This window comes from Microcystis sp. M144S2 (assembly GCF_020246065.1).
Lineage (GTDB): Bacteria > Cyanobacteriota > Cyanobacteriia > Cyanobacteriales > Microcystaceae > Microcystis > Microcystis ichthyoblabe_A.
Window position 1 is genome coordinate 33,518 of the sequence record NZ_JADBTR010000006.1, and the last position, 17,568, is coordinate 51,085.

Genomic DNA, 17,568 nt, shown 5'->3' on the forward strand with positions numbered 1-17,568 from the left:
ATGAAAAAGATTTTTTGTCAAGGGTGGGAGTGGAATTTAATACTTTTTTCAGTTTTTATCGCCCTGATCCTGCCGGAGTTAGCGGGTATCGGCATTATTATCGTCTTAATTAGGGTTTTTACTGGCAATTTTCGGGCAATTATCCAGTCACGTCTCAATCAAGGTCTCGGTATCGTCACTCTTTGGTTGATGATTAGTGCCAGTCTTTCCCCAACTCCGGGGGATGCTTGGATTGGTTTAGGAAATTTTCTGCCTTTTTTCTTCTTTTTTAGCAATATTCGGCAATTAATTAAAAAACCCTCTCAATTGCGTCAACTAGCTTGGGTGATGGTTATCCCCTCAGTTTGGGTAGTGGTGATGGGATGGGGACAGATTTTTCTCGGTTGGCAAAAACCGGAAGCATTAAAAGGGATTTTTACCTGGCCCTACGGGGTGGGGGGTGAACCTTTGGGGCGAATGTCTTCGGTTTTTATGTATGCTAATCTTTTGGGGGCTTATTTACTGATAACTCTGATTTTAGCCCTCGGTTTATTAATTCTAACTTGGCGGCAGTGGCACAGACAAAGAAATAACCTTTTAAATCTCAAAGTCGGGTTTTTAACTTTAACCATATTTATCGACAGTGTAGGGCTATTTTTAAGCAATTCTCGCAATGCTTGGGCCTTAGCCTTTTTAGGTTGCCTAATTTTCGCCCTTTATCTGGGTTGGAATGCCTTAGTCGCCGGTTTTGTCCTCTTGGGAGGGGTGATTTCCCTTGCTTCTTGGGGACCAAATCCTTTCAGGGATAGTCTGCGTTTTTTGGTTCCTAGGGCGATTTGGGCGCGATTATCCGATGAAATGTTCCCCAATCGCCCTCTAGCTACTCTCAGATCAACTCAATGGCGTTTTACTCTAGAAATGACCCAAGAAAGACCCCTATTCGGTTGGGGATTACGCAGTTTTACACCTCTCTACGAAAACAGTCAGGGATTATGGTTAGGTCATCCCCATAATTTATATTTGATGTTAATGGCAGAAACGGGAATTATCGGCTTAATTTTATTGTCTGTTTGGGTGGGTTGGATTTATGCCCAAGGGTTGCGTTTATTTATCTTTTTACGGCAACAAAAAGCTGGGGGTGAGTTAATTATCTTTACCTATCTGGTAGCCTTTGGTGCTTGCGTTTTATTTAATCTCGTCGATGTAACCCTCTCCGATGTCAAGATTAATACTATTGTTTGGTTTCTCTTGGCTGCTATTGCCGGGGTGAGTCAAAGGTTAAATTATGAATTATGAATTGGGGAAGTGGGGTGTAGGGTGTGGGGTGTGGGGTGTGGGAATTGGGGAAGTGGGGAAGTGGGGAAGTGGGGAAGTGGGGAAGTGGGGTGTGGGGTGTGGGGTGTGGGGAGAATAAATAAAATAATCTCCTGAATAAGGGTGCATCCCACACTTGCAGAAATACCAACAATCAGCAATTATCAGTGACTCTTAAATTAGTACAAAAATATGAACAATCGCGTGTAAGCATCCCACAGTTAACCTAATGCGCGGGGGGTTTGGGGGCGGCACTTCGACAGGCTCAGTGGCCGCGCCACGCCCCCAACGGGGGGTTTGGGGGGTAGAACCCCCCAAAAGCTTGGATTGAGTGATAAAACCGAAAGTAATGCCCAATTTTAGGAGAAAGTTTCCCCTTAAAAATCCCAAATTAGTAGATTTACCAAAATGAGATGCACCCCCTGAATACTGATAACTGAATACTGGCTCCCCAAAACGAAAACTTCGCACCTCACCCTTAAGATAACTGCTATAAATAGACTTTTAATAACCAAAGAAAGAAAGGAATAGTCAGAAAACTGGCAAGGGTAGTGACCACAACTGTGCGGGCCATTAAAGCGGCTGAACCACCGAATTCTGTGACTAAAATGACGGTATTAACGGCGGTGGGCATGGCACTTTGTAGGATGAGAATTTTTAGATCCATACCGGTTAATCCTAAACTACTGCCGATCGCAAATGCCAAAAGAGGAGCGACTAAAAGACGCAAACAGGACCCTAATAATTCTAATTTACCGATCGCTAATTTTTGCTGAGATAATTGGATACCTAGGATAATTAAAGCCAAGGGAATTGCCGCTTGTCCCAGATAGCTAATACTTTTATCTAATTGCAGGGGAAGATGAAAAGGGAAAGTTTGAAAGCCAATGCCGATAAAAATTGACCAGATTAAGGGCAAGCGAAAAACTAAGCGAAATCCTGAAAGAAAGCTTTTTCCTCGCAAATAAGCGGGACTAATACCAAATAACAGAATACTAGAGCCAATCATATAGATTATCGCTCTTTCCAGTCCAGCCGCACCCAGGGCAAAACTAGCCACCGGTAAACCCATATTACCGTTATTGGGCATCACAGCGGCAGCCATGAGGCTTTTGCGGGTATCGGCATCGAGACTGAGACAAGAGGCGATAATTTCGACGACAATCGCCATTACCAGTGAGATAAGAGCAAAGCCTAGGAGAATCAAACCGATATTGCTGCCGGATAAAGTGGTGCGATAGAGTCCATCAATCACCAAAGCGGGAGCAAGAATATATACCGTGATTTGGGAAAGGGAATGCACTTCCACAGTGAGAATTTTTCCTGCTATCACACCGATGAGGATGATAAAACCCACTGGAACAATAGCGGAGAGGATGACAAGCATTAATCAAGTAAAAAGTAAATAGTAAACAGAAAAAAACTGATCTAATTTTTTAACAGATTTCTGTTATCACCCCAGTCACTCGATCGATTTTTTCGTTAGCAAATCAACTTTCCGTCCCAATAAATTCTCTAATTCCCGTTTCATCCTCGAAAACTCCAGAAGTCCCCAAGAAACACTATCTTGAAAACTGACCAGTATATCAATATCGCTATCTGGACGAAAATCTTCCCGCAAAACCGATCCGAATAAACACATTTCAGATATCTGCCATTTCTGACAAAATTCGCTGATTATTTGCTGGGGTAGTTCTATTTTCAATTTTTTCACCTCCCTGTCACCGGTAATCAGTGATCGGTTTTCAGATTTAAGGAGAATTATCGCTAACGACACGAAAACCGATATCATAGAGTCCAGCAGTAGCCAGAAATTTGACCCGGTAGGCCGAGCGACATTTGTTGGGACCGTCATTCCAGGAACCCCCCCGTAAAACTCGTCTGTCCCTATCTTCTATGGTGGCTGCTTCGTAGTTATCGCGCCAGTAATCTGCACACCATTCCCTGACATTTCCGTGCAGGTCGTAGAGTCCGAAAGGGTTAGCGACGGCAAACATTCCCACCGGTGTGGTTTCCCTGCGATCGCATCCTAGGCGACCTTCCCCATAACGACCAGAACTGCACACTTTGCCGCCATAATCCCAGTCCACCCCGGAATAGTTGGCTAAATCAGTGGAAATTGTCGGGCCAAAGTGGAAGGGGGTTGATGTACCCCCCCGACAAGCGTATTCCCATTCTTTTTCTGCGGGTAAACGATAATTGAGTCCGGTGAGACGGGATAGGCGATCGCAAAATTCCACCGCTTCCCACCAGTTAATTTGTTCTACGGGGCGATCATAACCTTCAAAATGGGCCGGATAGGGATTAAGTTCAATATTTACCGGTTCTAATTTTGCCACCTCGCGCCATTGTCGTTGGGTAATTGGGTAGCGACTCAGGCAAAAAGCCTGAATATTAACCAGAGATTGGGGACTTTGACTCAATTTCCAGCCTAACTCGCTTTTGGGCGCACCGATGAGGTATTGACCGCTAGGGATAGAAATCATTTCTAAAAAGGTTTTTTTGCTTAAAAAATATTTATAACCTCGATTAGTGACTTTTTCCCGTTTAATTTCCTCACCTTTGCCATTAACAGTGACCACTTCATCGGTAAAATCTAACCATTCTCCCATTCTGCACCCCTCTATCGGTTATCGGTTGATCGGGTTAAGCTGCGGGCCTAGAAAAATCCCAAAACCTACCAGTTTAAGAATAACAAGACTTCGATCGCTTATCCCCCGATGAGTTTTAATTTTAATTAATTTTTTGCTTTGACAGCAAATCGGTTTTTAACAGATGGATTGTTTCCCCTCACTTCTCACCTTCCCACTCCCCATATTAATCGCTGGAGTAATTAACAACTTCTGGGACAATCTCTAATTCTTGTTCACCAATTACAGGTAAATGATTTTTCTGTAAACCCATAGCAGTTAAACAAGTATTGAGAGAATTTATCGCTTGGTTATAATCCTCAATTTTTTGGTGAATTTCTTCCTGTTTGCGGGCATTATTAGCAATTTTTTCCGCCGCTTCCTGTTCTAAAGTTTGTTCTAGATAAGAACGAGCTTGATTGAACTGTTGTAGAATAGTATCCGCTTGTTTTTTTGCCATTGGTATCAATTGATTTTTCAGAGTATTATTAACAGTTTGGCGGAAGTTTTTATGAATTGTTGCTGATACTTTTGGCTCAAAATCTAACTTAAGTAATTGACGGATAGCAGGTTCGGCAGCAAGAATACTTTCACAGTCATAACCTTGAGCAGTTTGTTGCACAGTTTCCCGAAATTGAAAGATCGAAAAAGTGCCTTCGTTGTAAAAATTGTGATTTTCTCTTACATAGCGATCGCACTCTGTTCTCGCCTGGGAAACTAAGGCATGAATTAACTGCCATTCTAGCTGTTTTAGCTGACTTTCTAGGTGGCCATCATTGCCTAATAAACGATAGATTTGCCGATAATAATCACCTTGTCTTACCGCATCTAAAAGACGCTGACAAAAGCGACTAATTAAACTGGTTGACTCCTCAATTAACACATCTTCTAGCTGGTTAGACAGATAATAAAAAGCTTCTACCAATACTGCTAATAAAGGTGCTGTAGCATTGCGAGGATGAGTTAAAGTCGCTTGCGAGTAAGCATTTTTAACAGAAAAAGTATTTAATAACTCATCCAATCTTGATACCATTCTCGCTTTCAGTTTCTTAAAGTCTTCCTCAAAGTTTTCATCGCTATTAACCACGATAGCATTGACATAACCATCGATATGTTTAGTTAATTTCTCTCCCACTTCCTTTAACTCTTGATTGAGGTGATTTAACTCCAGAGCTTTCATCGCCTCAATTTCTCGTGGTTGACTCTCTAAATCACTATAAATCCCTTGATAATGATTTTTGAGAGTAATGCAGAGAGATTGTAAATCATCGGCTAAATTAGCAAACAATTGCGGACGCTTTTCCTCCGTGAGATAACGAGTAATTGCCGTGCGAAATTCTTCGATACCGCTATCAGCAATTAACTGCTCTAGTAAAGGAGTTCCCCACTCACTTAAAACTCGGAAGTAATTTTTATTAGGAGTTTCATAACCGTGGATGGAAACTTTAAAGGGAGTTGCCAGTAATTTACCGGAGTTGGCACAATAGTTATTAAACTCGCTGACAAATTGCGGTGTTTCTTCTTCTCCTCCTAAATTTTTAACACTTTCGGTAAAGATAGAATCTAAACCATAACGCTGATTAATATTGGTTTGATTTTTCACCTGATACCCATAAAACCCTAAAAGTCCGCTGGTTTTGTAAATGCGGGAAGTATCACGAAATTGCGTTTGAATTAGGTTCTCTAAACGCTGTTTTAGTTGGGCTGAGTACCAGGTTTCATCAATGCGGTTAAAAATATAAAAAACTCGATCACGAATACCAGCATTAGAGCGAACTTTTTCGAGTAATTCCGTTTCTTCTGTGGCTAATTCTCCCGCAGAAGCAGCCTTTAAAACACAAACCACTGCTGAAGTATCAGGATGCTCTATTTTACGATAGGCTAATTCGGCATCTTTTTTGACTGGGGCATCAATACCGGGCAAATCTACCAAAACGTTACCATCTTTAAGGAGAGGATGATGACAGTAATATTCTAGACGTTTTAAGACCGCGCTATTGCTACCACGACGGGCAAAACTTGCCGCTTCTGCTAAATTAGAAAAGTGAAATTGTTCCATGGAATAGGTGGCATTATGCAGCGTATGGATCCGCTCACGATTTTGAGTAAATCCTTCAATTAATAATTTTAAACCCTGAGCTTGTTTAGCTCGCTCGGATTTGCCTTCTCCCCCTTCCTGTTCGATAATTTTTTGACAGTATTGGTTTAACTGACTACAGTATTCGGGGGAATTAATGTTACTGGGATTAGTTAATTGCAGATTTTGACAGACGCTATCGACTAAAGTACGAATTTCTACTTCGCTGAGAAAGGTTAAAACCACTCTTTCCTCATCAGCTTCTGCGTACTCAATATAACATTCTGTACCCGTTGCGTGTCCTTCGGCACTATAGAGCAATTCTCGCTCTAAAAGTGCATTGATTAACATTGATTTCCCGGCACTAAAAGCACCGGCGAAAACGATTTCAAATTTGGGAGAAATGGCTTTTTGTAGGGCAATTTCTATCTTGCTGGTATCCTGTTGATTGCGGAGAGACGATTCGCCTTTCAATAGTTCAATTATACTGTTAACATTACCAGCCAGATTACTGCATTGGGGTAAAAGTTCAGTCATGGTAAAACCCAGATCTAGAAGAACAGTGCTATTATTCCCCACATGATAACAAAATTCCCTAACTAGATGTCACATCTTTGCTCAGTAATTTAAGCAATCAAGGACAAGGCCCTAGTCTTGAATCTAGAATCATGATTGATTATAATCAATTTAGTACATACCGATTTCCGAGAACCTGCTTAGGTAAAAATTACCTCCTCACTCCTGAATCCTAGGGGAATGATAATTATGTGGGCAAAAATGGCAATAGATAAATGGAGATTAAAAAAAATTCGGACTATGGGACAGTTAGGATTTTTGTTAGGGACAGTTTTTCTTTTGGGTGGCTGTCATTCTTTGAATGCTATCCAAAATCGTCCGCAACCCTTGCCCCAAGATCAATATATTCAAGTCTATTTTAATTATAATCAGGCCCAGGGGTCAAATTATACCGATCCCTATCGCCAAATTAATCGCCCGGGGGATAATTTAGAACAGGTTATTATTGATAATATCAACTCGGCCAAAAGTTCGATCGATCTAGCAGTGCAAGAGTTACGTTTACCCGCCATTGCTCAAGCTTTAGTTGCTCGTCAGCAGCAGGGAATTAAAGTTAGGGTTATCCTCGAAAATATTTACAATAAACCTATTCATAGTTTAGCCAAAAACCAAGAAAAATCAAGCGATCGAGAACAGGAACGTTATCAAAACCTTGTTGATTTAGTTGATATAAATCGAGATGGTAAATTAAGTGCGGAGGAAATCGCCCAAAGAGATGCAATTACTATCCTCAAAAAAGCTGGTATTCCCCTAATTGATGATAGTGCAGATCGCTCAAAAGGTAGCGGTTTAATGCACCATAAATTCATGGTTATTGATAATCACACTACTTTAATCAGTTCAGCTAACTATACCTTAAGTGATATTCATGGAGACTTTTCTAATCCCAAAACTGTTGGGAATGCCAATCACCTATTAGTAATTACTAATCCCCCACTAGCTAGAGTTTTTCAAAAAGAATTTAATCTGATGTGGGGAAGGAAAGATCAACCTAGATTTGGCTTAGATAAACCCCACAGAAAACCGCAAACAATTACTATCGGTAATAGTAGTCTAACGGTCAAATTTTCCCCCGATTCTACCGCTTATCCCTGGGCAATTACTAGCAATGGTCTGATCGGTGAAACTTTAAATAAAGCTGAAAAATCCGTGGATTTAGCCCTGTTTGTCTTTACGGAACAGCCTCTAGCTAATATTCTCGCCAGACGACATCAAAAAGGGATAGAAATTAAAGCTTTAATTGATCCTAGTTTTGCCTTCCGATACTATAGCGAAGGATTAGATTTATTAGGAGTTGCTCTCAGTAATAAATGTCGTTATGAACCAGATAATCAGCCTTGGCAAAACCCAATTAATACTCTAGGAGTTCCCGATCTAGCCCGGGGAGATAAATTACACCATAAATTCGGTTTAATCGATGATAAAATTGTGATTACTGGTTCTCATAATTGGTCAAGAGCCGCTAACCATCAAAACGATGAAGCTTTAGTTATTATCAATAATCCCACCGTTGCCGCTCATTTCGATCGAGAATTTCAATATCTTTACCGTACCGCTAAATTAGGACTGCCGGAAACTATTAAAAATCGGATCGAACGGGATAGAAAAAACTGCCCCCAATCTGTAACAATTAAAAGCGATCGCTTAATTAATTTAAACACCGCCACCAAAGAAGAATTAGATAGTTTACCCGGTATCAGTGGCAAATTAGCCGAAAAAATTATCGCAGCCCGGCAACAAAAACCCTTTACTTCCCTAGAAGATTTGGATCGAGTATCGGGAATCGGTCGGGGAAAAATCAACAAGCTCAAAGGCAAAGTCAACTGGTGATGATTGCCTCGTCTGTATTTTTTGCCACAGACAAAAACTAGCAATTTTCCCTTGTTACAGCAAGCTAAGTAGGTAGGTGTTAAAAATCGTTAGATACCCCCCTTATTAAGGGGGATCCCCCCGCCTATCGGCACCCCCCTTATCAAGGGGGGCAGGGGGGATCGAGCCCAAAATCTATCTTCTATTTAATTAGAACCACTTATTTACCACAGACAAAAAAGAGTTATTTTAACGGTTCGGGAATACTATCGGAAGGAGCTTCAAACTGTCCGGTAATAACGTATTCTAGACGCAATTTCAGCCAAGTAATAAACTGTTGGTTGAGAGAAACAATTGCCGCTGCTGGTTGGGGAGTTTTCTTTTTGATATCGGCAAAAGCGGGGGTATCTAAAAAAGCTGGATTGGCAATTAACCAAAAATCAATTTCTTGACCTTTTTCTTGATAATTCCTGATTCTTTCCTTCAAAACTTCCTTTTCGATCGCTTCTTCTTCTAAAAACTTTTGACTGGCTACCAAATAATAATAAGTTGTCATCATCTTTCCTTTAATTTTTCAGTGTAATTGTTCCTGAGTCGGGAGATTAGCTGATAGCTGATGGCTTTTACAATTGTCCACGCATAGCCAATTTCATTTCCCTAACAGCCCGTTCCAACCCGACCAAAACCGCACGACTGATAATTGTGTGACCAATGTTCAATTCTTCCATATTGGGCAAACAGGCGACGGCATAAACATTCCAATAGGTCAAACCGTGGCCGGCATTCACCCGCAAACCGAGAGAGGAAGCGTATTCACAACCTTCTTTAAGAATTGTTAACTCCGCTTGACGATCGCTCTCCTGTTGTGCGTCGGCGTATTGACCGGTGTGGAGTTCGATAAATTTCGCCCCCGTGTTAGCGGCCGCTTGAATTTGGGCAAAATCGGCATCAATAAACCAACTAACGGGGATATTAGCCGCTTGTAGGCGCTCTACAACCCGACAAAAACGGTCAAAATTGCCCAGCATATCGATCCCCCCTTCCGTGGTCACTTCCTCGCGCTTTTCGGGGACAAGGGTGACATAATCGGGTTTAAGATCGAGAGCAATGGCGATCATTTCCTCCGTCGGGGCCATTTCCAGATTCAGATGAGTCCGCACCGTTTGCCGGAGAATCCGCACATCGCGATCTTGGATATGACGACGATCCTCGCGCAAGTGGACGGTAATGCCATCAGCACCGCCGATTTCAGCCAAAACTGCCGCCGCCACGGGATCCGGTTCCACGGTTCGACGCGCTTGGCGAATTGTGGCCACATGGTCGATATTGACACCCAAAGTCAGCAAAGTTGAACCTCCTTGTTTGTTAGTCCAACTTTCCATCTTACCATTGCGGTCAAAAGCGATTACATACTGGAGATATTTAAACCCATGGTCAGTTCTTCCATTTTGCTGCGCATGGTTTCCGTGGAGGCATCATAGGCGGCTTTCATGGCTTCTAGAATAGACCCAGCCACAATCTCCAGATCTTGGGAGAGGAGAGAAGGGTCGATTTCAATCCCCCGGGGTTCTTGGTTGCCACTGAGATAGACTGTCACCAAGCCATTTTCACTCTGGCCAGGAATTTCCATAGTTTCCAGTTCTTCTTGCAGAACTTTCGCCCCTTGTTGCACCTGTTGCGCTTTTTGGAAAGCGTCTTGTAGTTCTTTAATCTTACCGAGACCGAATCCGAATCCTTGTCCTTGTGCCATGATGTTTTTTTTTGTTTAAGGGGTCACTCAAGGTTTTTATTGTACTGCTTAAGGTGAACTGGGGTCAACTTGTGGCCATTGGAGGACGATAAAACCTCTGCAATCGGGGGGCAACTATCGGCTTTTGCCTCTGATAGAATCAAGGCAAGGGAAGGAGTCGAGAAATGGGGAAAAGTCTTTTTCTACCCTTTATCCTGGGCCGCCGGGCAACCGCCCCAAGCCATAATAGAATTGTTGCTTTGACGAGGAGAATAGCAATTTTGAACGCCAAAAAAACGGGAATTTTCTTGACAATTGCCCTAAGTTGTGCTTTAGCAGGGAAAGCGGCGATCGCTAATACTTCCCCTTTGGAGGGGACTCGATGGAAACTAAGGGGGTGGACAGCCGGAAGTTTGGTGAAAGAAACGGAAATTACTGCCGCTTTCCAGAAAAATATCCTCAGTGGTTCGGCCGGATGCAACCAGTATAATACTGGCTATCAAGTCAATAATGACACGCTTCAGATCAATCAAGCGATCGCTACTACGAAAAAAGCTTGTCCGGAACCGCAGATGAAACAGGAAAATCAATATCTTGCTGCCTTGCAAGGAGTGGAACAATTCCAAGTGACGGCTAAAGGCGATTTACAATTATTTTATCGTACTCCCGAAGGTTTAGGAATACTCACTTTTACCCCCGCACCAACCACCACGCGCACGGAAAGGACAATTTATATCAATTCTAGGAAACAACCCTGTACTCAAGGCCAAAGCAAAGACTGTTTACAGATGCGAGAAAAACCAGAGGAAAACTGGATATTGTTCCCTAATACTATCGAGGGATTTGATTATAAACCGGGGTTTTTATATCAAATTAAAGTTAGCATTGAAACCGTCTCTAATCCAGCTAATAATCAAAGTTCCGAAACATGGAAACTATTAGAAGTTATTAGCCAAACCCCAGAAAAAGAGACTCCGCGAGCTTGGTTCGATCGACCGTTAACTAATTGGAATAAAGCCAAGTCACCTATACCAAAATCTCCCGTTAAAACCGTGATCGATAACCAGTGTCGTGAACAGGTGCGTCCGGCAATTACTGCCAATGATCAAGCGCTTAATAAAGCAGGATGGTTACTGTACGGGGCCGTGCAAACCTATGGGAAAACTAGCGTTATTTCGGCCATGAGTGGAGTGGATGGAATGTGCCGACCGATGGGTTATCAAGACTTTGTTTTTGTCGATGGTAAATTCGCTGGTACTCTTTCCCCGCGACCGATGGATTCTCGCGCTGATGGGGCATCTCAGAGAATTGTTTTACAAAATAGCGATCGAATTATTGTGGTTTTTAATCGCTATAAAGATACGGATCCTCTCTGTTGTCCTTCCCAATTAAGTCGCGTTATTTATCAAATTGAAACGGTCAGCGGAGTGCCAGTGGTTGTTCCCAAAGAAGCGGAAACAGAAGCGGTGAGAAACTAATTCAGTTATCAGTTATCAGTTATCAGTTATCAGTGAGATAGGGAAAAAAAGACTGGCAGTTAATAGCTTCCTTTTTTATTATATCTCCCGCAAAAGTGTTTTTTTAATCGCAGACTTGCTCTTAAAGTCCTTAATTTAAGGATTTTTTCAGAAAAAGATCGCTTTTCTACTGCCAGGAAATAATCTATTTCTTTCTTCTTCTCCTGACTCGGATGATACTGGCTCGGAGACTCCTCACTTAACTAAAGATTTTTGATTTATGCAGCAGATTTAGTGATTAGGCACTGATACTAGATAAGTAGTTATAGAATTCTAATAACTCCTCATTAGTTAGGAGTAAACGGGACTTTTTGCCATAGGTAGAAATCAGGTATTCCCGACCTTTTTCTGTGGTCCAAGCTAATCGTTTCATCTCCACATCAATTTTAGTTTTAAGCACTGAATAATCGATTTCTTCGGGAATAACAACAACTGGTTCTGATGCTGGTGGTTCTTCTTCAGTTAAACTCGCTTCTTTTGGCAATTCTGTTAATAAGGAGTAATTATCGGTTTCCATTTCTAATAATAAAGGCTCTGGTTCTGGTAAAGGAATATCCTTAACTTGGGGTAATTCCGGTTCAATTTTAGCTGGGGGAATATCCTGAACTTGGGGTAATTCCGGTTCAATTTTAGCCGGGGGAATATCCTTAACTTGGGGTAATTCCGGTTCAATTTTAGCTGGGGGAATATCCTTAACTTGGGTTAATTCCGGTTCAATTTTAGCTTCAGGACGAGGTATTTCAGTGAATTTAGCCGTTTTGGTCGATTTTTTGGCACTAGCGACGGGTTTAGGTAAATCTTCCGGTAGAGAAATATTATTGGGGCTGACTTTTTCCACAAGCTGGAGATCGGGGGTGTTTTCAGCCTCTAAAAGCAGTAAAGCTCGTTCTCTGGCTCTATCTTCGGCGATTTCCACCGTATCTGCCGCAGCTAAACCTGTAACGACCGTTTTTCCCTCAATTTCGACGATCGCTTTCACAATATACTTGCCGTGATCGATTTGAACTAACTCGCTAATCAGGGCAACTTGGGGGTAACGTTGGCGTAACTTTTGCAACATGGTGACTTTTTCGAGTTCTTTTGTACTTATACTAGAATACTCTATCGTAATTATGGAAAAATGTAGCAAGTTCTTGCTAAGATTAAAGGTTAGATAAAATTTTCAGTACTAGGATTAGCCTTGCCCACAGTAACAAGATTCTACTAGGCTGGAACTTCTGCCAGAAAGACTAGCGATCGCCGAAGAGTTTGTCAGTGTTCGCTATTGGCTTATCCTAAGGAAGGATTCGATAATTCTCAAGGTAGGTTCGGGTGTTCGATGCTTGCTCAGTTTACCTTCACTGTCACCACCAGCGATCGCAATTACCCCGATAGAGATAATCTCTGGAGTTAATGGTTTAAATCAATCTTCTCATTATATAAGTATTTAAACTTAATTGTCCACCATTCCGTCAGTGTCTTGTAAGTAAGGATTATTGTTAGATGGACTTCTCGATCGCCACACTCCTCTCTCATCTTAGTGATGACAAATTAGCTACGGGTAAACTTCTCGAAAAAAAACTAGGCTGCGAAGACGATCCCGAAAGCTGCGAAAAATTGCAAGTGATTCTCGATGCTTTAGAACGTCTGGGAATGGTTGTCAAAGAACGCGGGCGCTATCGTCGTGTGATCGAGGAAAATGTCGTAGAAGCAAAGCTGCGCTGTTCCAGTAAAGAATTTTGCTTTGCTATCCAAGATATCGAAGATGCTGACGACATCTACGTCTCAAAAAACCATCTAAGTAACGCTTGGAATGGCGATCGAGTTTTGGTCAAAATCATCCGCGAGGGAACCCGTCGTCGTTCCCCGGAGGGAGAGGTGAGATTAATTCTCGAACGGGCTAATCCTTCACTTCTAGCGCAAGTAAAACAGGAAAATGAGCAGTTTGTGGCGGTTCCCCTCGATGATCGCCTGAAATTTACCCTTAATCTCCTCGAAAATGGTCAAAACCTCCAAGAAAACATCGATCACCTCGTTCATGTTTCCGTCCTTCGTTATCCCCTAGGGGAAATGCCTCCCATCGGTAAAGTTACTCGGATTCTCGGTTCCACGGCCGAGTCCGCTGCCGATACAGATATCGTCTCCTGTAAACACGATCTACCCCATAATTTTACGCCTGAAGCCCTCGAAATTGCCGATAATTTGGCGGATTTCTTCGATAGTGGCGAAAAAGAACAACTGCGAGATTTAACCCAACTCTTCACCTTTACCATCGAAGATGACGCCCCCCTGGATTATCCCCCAATCATTGAAAATGCCTTTTCTTTAGAGAAAATCAACCAAAATAGCTGGCGAGTCGCCATTCATATCAGCGATGTCACCCGTTACATTGAACGGGGGGGATTATTGGATAAAGTTGCTAAAAAACGGGGAAATGCCGTCTATTTAGGCGAAAAAGTGTTGCCATTAGTCCCGGCTGCCGTCACCAGTCGTTGTTCCCTGTCACCGCAAGAACAGCGCCCCGCTATTTCTATCCTCGTCACCCTCGATGACAAGGGCGATCTATTGGAGTACGAAATCACCCGCAGCCTCATCCAAGTGGATCAACATTTTACCTATCAACAGGTGCGCGATCTGCTCAGTGAAGAAGATAGTGAAGCTGCCCCCACCGATACCGTTGAAACCCTGAAAGATTTATTTTTCAGCGTTTGCCCCACCCTAAAATCCCAACGTCTGCAGCGGGGTAGTTTTGATATTCAATTAGACAAAATCTCTCCCTACAAAGACGAGGGACGGGGGGGGACTGTTCTCGCTTCTAATAATTTACCGGCCCGCTCTTTACTGACAGAAGTGGCAATTTTAGCTGGCAAAGTTGTCGCCGAACATTTACAGGCCTTAAAATTGCCCTGTATCTACTGCGGACAATCGGAACCGGATTGGGATGAATTGGAGGATTTACTCAAATTAGCCAATAATTTAGGGGCAGAATTAAATTTAACTGCCGAGGAAGAGATTAAACCCAATGACTATCAAAATCTCACCCGCACTTTTTCCGCTTCCTCATCGGTGAAAGTCCTCAATTATCTCCTGCAAGAAACTCTCAAATTAGTTAGATATAGCAGCCATCCTCTACCCCATTTTGGTTTGGCCTATCCTAGCAATTATACCCACTGTCTCTCACCCCTACAAAGATATGCCGATCTTTGGGTACAACGGGTGTTAAAAATCCTATTAACCGAGGGGAAAGATCGCCGCAGCAAAATCGTCAAAGTTGGGGTTAATTTGGGCAGTAATAGCTGTCATGGGCAGATTAATTGGAATATTCTCCCAAGTCAAATTCAGGAGGAGTTAGAAGAAGAAAGCCACCTAATTGTTTCCCATCTCAATGATCGCTCAAAAATTGCTGAAGATGCGGAAAAAGACCTAGAAGGATTGAAAAAAGCCGAGAAAATGAAAGAAAGAATGGGTCAAGTTTTTCGCGGCTTAATTACCGGTGTACAATCCTATGGTTTCTTCGTGGAAATTTCCGATTTATTAGTGGAAGGATTGGTTCATGTTTCTTCTCTCAAGGATGACTGGTACGAATATCGCGCTCGTCATAGCTGTTTGGTAGGACGGAAAAATCGCGTTGCCTATCGTCTCGGTGATGAGGTAGAAGTGGAAGTAAAAGATGTAGACTATTATCGTCAGCAAATCGATCTAGTTACGGTTAGCGGTGGCAGTTCAGCAAGTTATGACGACTTAGAAGAAGATTAATTATGAATCAACCAACCACCGAAAAAATCGGGAAAACCCGCTTTATTCTGCCCTTTTTATGCGGTATTTTTCTCTTTTTAACCGGCTGTGTCCGTTACGATGTGGGCATTAATTTTCCCCACCAACACCACGGGGAAATTATTCAACATATCACCCTCGGACAACGCTTAACCAGTCTCAGTCAAACCGAAGCCACTAAATGGTTAAACAGTATCGAACAGAGGGCAAAATTACTTAAGGGGAAAACCGCTCATATTTCTGAACGAGAAATAATTGTCACTATTCCCTTTAGTAATAGTCAGGAATTAGAGGAAAAATTCAATCAATTTTTTGATCCTAGTTCTTCCTTTAAAATCAAAAATTCCCCTAATAACGACGATATCAAATTACTGCAACTAGATTCAAAACTGGCAGTGACAGAACAAGATTGGTTCTTTTTGAACCAGAAAAACTTAAAATTAACCGTTGATTTGCGGGCTTTAGGTGTGCTTTCCGAACAGGGAAATATTATCATTAGCCCCGGTTCCTTAGTCGATATCGACTTCGCTTTAAAGACTCCCTTCGCTGGTCAAAATATTGAAGATGACTCAGGATTAAATCCCCCGGTAGAAAAAGTTGATGATCAGTTAATTTGGCATTTAAAACCGGGAGAAATTAACACCATTGGGGCGGCTTTTTGGGTTCCTAACTATTTAGGTATCGGCACAATAGTTATTGTTTTAATAACAGTTTTTGCCTATTACTTGAAATATAAACGCTTGCCCGGTGTATCCCCATCGACTTAAATTGAGAGGGCAAGTAAGTAGTTAGGTGTTAAAAACTGTCAGACACCCCCCTTATCAAGGGGGGATTGGCACCCCCCTTATCAAGGGGGGATTAAGGGGGGATCCATCTTCAATTTAATTATAACCAGCTACTTATTGACCAAAATTTAATGATCAATGAGGGGAAAATTAGCCAACTCTAAAACTGATCTAAAAATTGGCCAACAATAGGGAAAATCTTGGCTAGGATCAAATCATAGTCACAATTGAGACTAGACGGGTTTTCCTTTTTTACTTTATTACTGGCAATTACAGTTATGGTTAGCAATATTCCCTTTTCTATCCCCGAACATAGCCTCGATCGAGATTGTACCACCCTGTCCCGTCACGTCCTGCAACAACTACAAAGTTTTTCCCCCGACGCGCAGGATTTAAGCGCAATTATGAGTCGGATTGCCCTAGCGGGAAAATTAATTGCCCGTCGTCTCAGTAAAGCGGGATTAATGGCGGATGTGCTAGGTTTTACTGGAGAAACCAACGTCCAAGGGGAATCGGTCAAGAAAATGGACGTTTTTGCCAATGAAGTATTTATCTCGGTTTTTAAGCAAAGTGGTTTAGTTTGCCGTCTTGCTTCCGAGGAAATGGATAAACCCTATTATATCCCAGAAAACTGTCCCATCGGTCGCTATACCCTACTCTACGACCCGATCGATGGTTCTTCCAATGTGGATATTAACCTAAATGTGGGTTCGATTTTTGCCATCCGTCAACAGGAAGGCAATGATTTAGACGGAGAGGCGCGGGATTTACTGCAAAATGGTCGTCAACAAATCGCCGCCGGTTATATTCTCTACGGACCTTCAACTATTTTAGTTTACTCGATCGGTCGCGGTGTTCATGCCTTTGTCCTTGACCCCAGTTTAGGGGAATTTATCCTCGCCCAAGAGAATATTATTATCCCCGATCACGGCCCGATTTATAGTACCAATGAGGGCAATTTTTGGCAGTGGGATGAGGCAATTCGCGACTATACCCGTTATGTCCACCGTCATGATGGTTACACAGCCCGTTACAGTGGGGCATTAGTGGGAGATATCCATCGAATTTTAATGCAGGGTGGTGTTTTTCTCTATCCGGGTACTGTTAAAAATCCCCAGGGAAAATTGCGCTTAATTTATGAAACTGCCCCCCTTGCTTTTTTAATTGAACAGGCAGGAGGTAAAGCTAGTGATGGGGTGACAAATCTTTTAGATATCGTTCCCGATAAATTACACTACCGCACACCTTTAGTGATCGGTAGTGTCGAAGATGTTAAATTGGTGGAGTCTTTTATCGCTGATCGACGTCATCGCGATCGAGTTTAACTTATAGTTTTATTTAGCGATTAGGAAGCCAGATATTTTCACTATTTCCTAACTGTTTTACGGTTTTATATCTA

The 17,568-nt window shown here is 42.2% G+C and carries 15 protein-coding genes; 6 read left to right on the top strand and 9 right to left on the bottom strand.

Features of this window, described 5'->3' with window-relative positions; all coding sequences use genetic code 11:
* Positions 1-1,275 (top strand): O-antigen ligase family protein, encoded by a 1,275-nt coding sequence (locus tag IM462_RS00800; RefSeq protein ID WP_287700559.1) that lies wholly within the window; start codon positions 1-3, stop codon positions 1,273-1,275.
* A 192-nt stretch (positions 1,276-1,467) separates the two neighbouring features.
* On the opposite strand, the gene IM462_RS21150 is transcribed toward IM462_RS00800, so the two are convergent.
* The 5 genes from IM462_RS21150 to IM462_RS00820 form a co-directional block, all read right to left on the bottom strand.
* Complete coding sequence (locus IM462_RS21150) at positions 1,468-1,683, bottom strand: hypothetical protein (protein WP_419547871.1); 216 nt, start codon at positions 1,681-1,683, stop codon at positions 1,468-1,470.
* A gap of 100 nt (positions 1,684-1,783) precedes the next feature.
* On the bottom strand, positions 1,784-2,680 hold the full coding sequence (locus tag IM462_RS00805; protein ID WP_287700557.1) for an AEC family transporter: 897 nt from the start codon (positions 2,678-2,680) through the stop codon (positions 1,784-1,786).
* Between the two features lie 75 nt (positions 2,681-2,755).
* Positions 2,756-2,998, bottom strand: coding sequence for a nucleotidyltransferase family protein (locus IM462_RS00810; protein ID WP_287700555.1), 243 nt, complete (start codon positions 2,996-2,998; stop codon positions 2,756-2,758).
* Between the two features lie 46 nt (positions 2,999-3,044).
* Positions 3,045-3,905 carry a formylglycine-generating enzyme family protein gene (locus IM462_RS00815; RefSeq protein ID WP_287700553.1) on the bottom strand — a complete coding sequence of 287 codons (861 nt, stop codon included), beginning with the start codon at positions 3,903-3,905 and terminating at the stop codon, positions 3,045-3,047.
* A 205-nt stretch (positions 3,906-4,110) separates the two neighbouring features.
* Positions 4,111-6,537: a dynamin family protein gene (locus IM462_RS00820; protein WP_287700551.1), complete on the bottom strand. Its 2,427-nt coding sequence runs from the start codon at positions 6,535-6,537 to the stop codon at positions 4,111-4,113.
* 228 nt (positions 6,538-6,765) lie between these two features.
* Between IM462_RS00820 and IM462_RS00825 the strand changes: the two genes are divergently transcribed.
* Positions 6,766-8,406 (top strand): phospholipase D-like domain-containing protein, encoded by a 1,641-nt coding sequence (locus IM462_RS00825; RefSeq protein WP_287700549.1) that lies wholly within the window; start codon positions 6,766-6,768, stop codon positions 8,404-8,406.
* Between the two features lie 223 nt (positions 8,407-8,629).
* Here the strand turns inward: IM462_RS00825 and IM462_RS00830 are convergent, their stop codons facing one another.
* The 3 genes from IM462_RS00830 to IM462_RS00840 all read right to left on the bottom strand — a co-directional run bounded on the left by IM462_RS00830 (position 8,630) and on the right by IM462_RS00840 (position 10,135).
* Positions 8,630-8,941: an MgPME-cyclase complex family protein gene (locus IM462_RS00830; RefSeq protein WP_002797828.1), complete on the bottom strand. Its 312-nt coding sequence runs from the start codon at positions 8,939-8,941 to the stop codon at positions 8,630-8,632.
* Positions 8,942-9,008: 67 nt separating this feature from the next.
* Positions 9,009-9,731, bottom strand: a complete 723-nt coding sequence (locus IM462_RS00835; protein ID WP_287700547.1) for a pyridoxine 5'-phosphate synthase — start codon at positions 9,729-9,731, stop codon at positions 9,009-9,011.
* Between the two features lie 59 nt (positions 9,732-9,790).
* Positions 9,791-10,135, bottom strand: coding sequence for a YbaB/EbfC family nucleoid-associated protein (locus IM462_RS00840; RefSeq protein ID WP_002733791.1), 345 nt, complete (start codon positions 10,133-10,135; stop codon positions 9,791-9,793).
* Positions 10,136-10,299: 164 nt separating this feature from the next.
* On the opposite strand from IM462_RS00840, the gene IM462_RS00845 reads away from it, so the two are divergent.
* Positions 10,300-11,592 (top strand): DUF4377 domain-containing protein, encoded by a 1,293-nt coding sequence (locus IM462_RS00845; protein WP_353737344.1) that lies wholly within the window; start codon positions 10,300-10,302, stop codon positions 11,590-11,592.
* A 277-nt stretch (positions 11,593-11,869) separates the two neighbouring features.
* Here IM462_RS00845 and IM462_RS00850 read toward each other — a convergent pair whose 3' ends face one another.
* Positions 11,870-12,691, bottom strand: a complete 822-nt coding sequence (locus IM462_RS00850; RefSeq protein ID WP_287700543.1) for a slr1353 family protein — start codon at positions 12,689-12,691, stop codon at positions 11,870-11,872.
* Positions 12,692-13,113: 422 nt separating this feature from the next.
* On the opposite strand from IM462_RS00850, the gene IM462_RS00855 reads away from it, so the two are divergent.
* The 3 genes from IM462_RS00855 (at position 13,114) to fbp (ending at position 17,494) form a co-directional block, all read left to right on the top strand.
* Complete coding sequence (locus tag IM462_RS00855; protein WP_287700541.1) at positions 13,114-15,366, top strand: ribonuclease R family protein; 2,253 nt, start codon at positions 13,114-13,116, stop codon at positions 15,364-15,366.
* A 2-nt stretch (positions 15,367-15,368) separates the two neighbouring features.
* Positions 15,369-16,151, top strand: coding sequence for a DUF3153 domain-containing protein (locus tag IM462_RS00860; RefSeq protein ID WP_287700539.1), 783 nt, complete (start codon positions 15,369-15,371; stop codon positions 16,149-16,151).
* 296 nt (positions 16,152-16,447) lie between these two features.
* A complete protein-coding gene (fbp, locus tag IM462_RS00865) occupies positions 16,448-17,494 on the top strand; it encodes a class 1 fructose-bisphosphatase (protein ID WP_002801107.1) in 1,047 nt (348 codons plus the stop codon).
* The last annotated feature ends 74 nt before the right edge of the window (positions 17,495-17,568 follow it).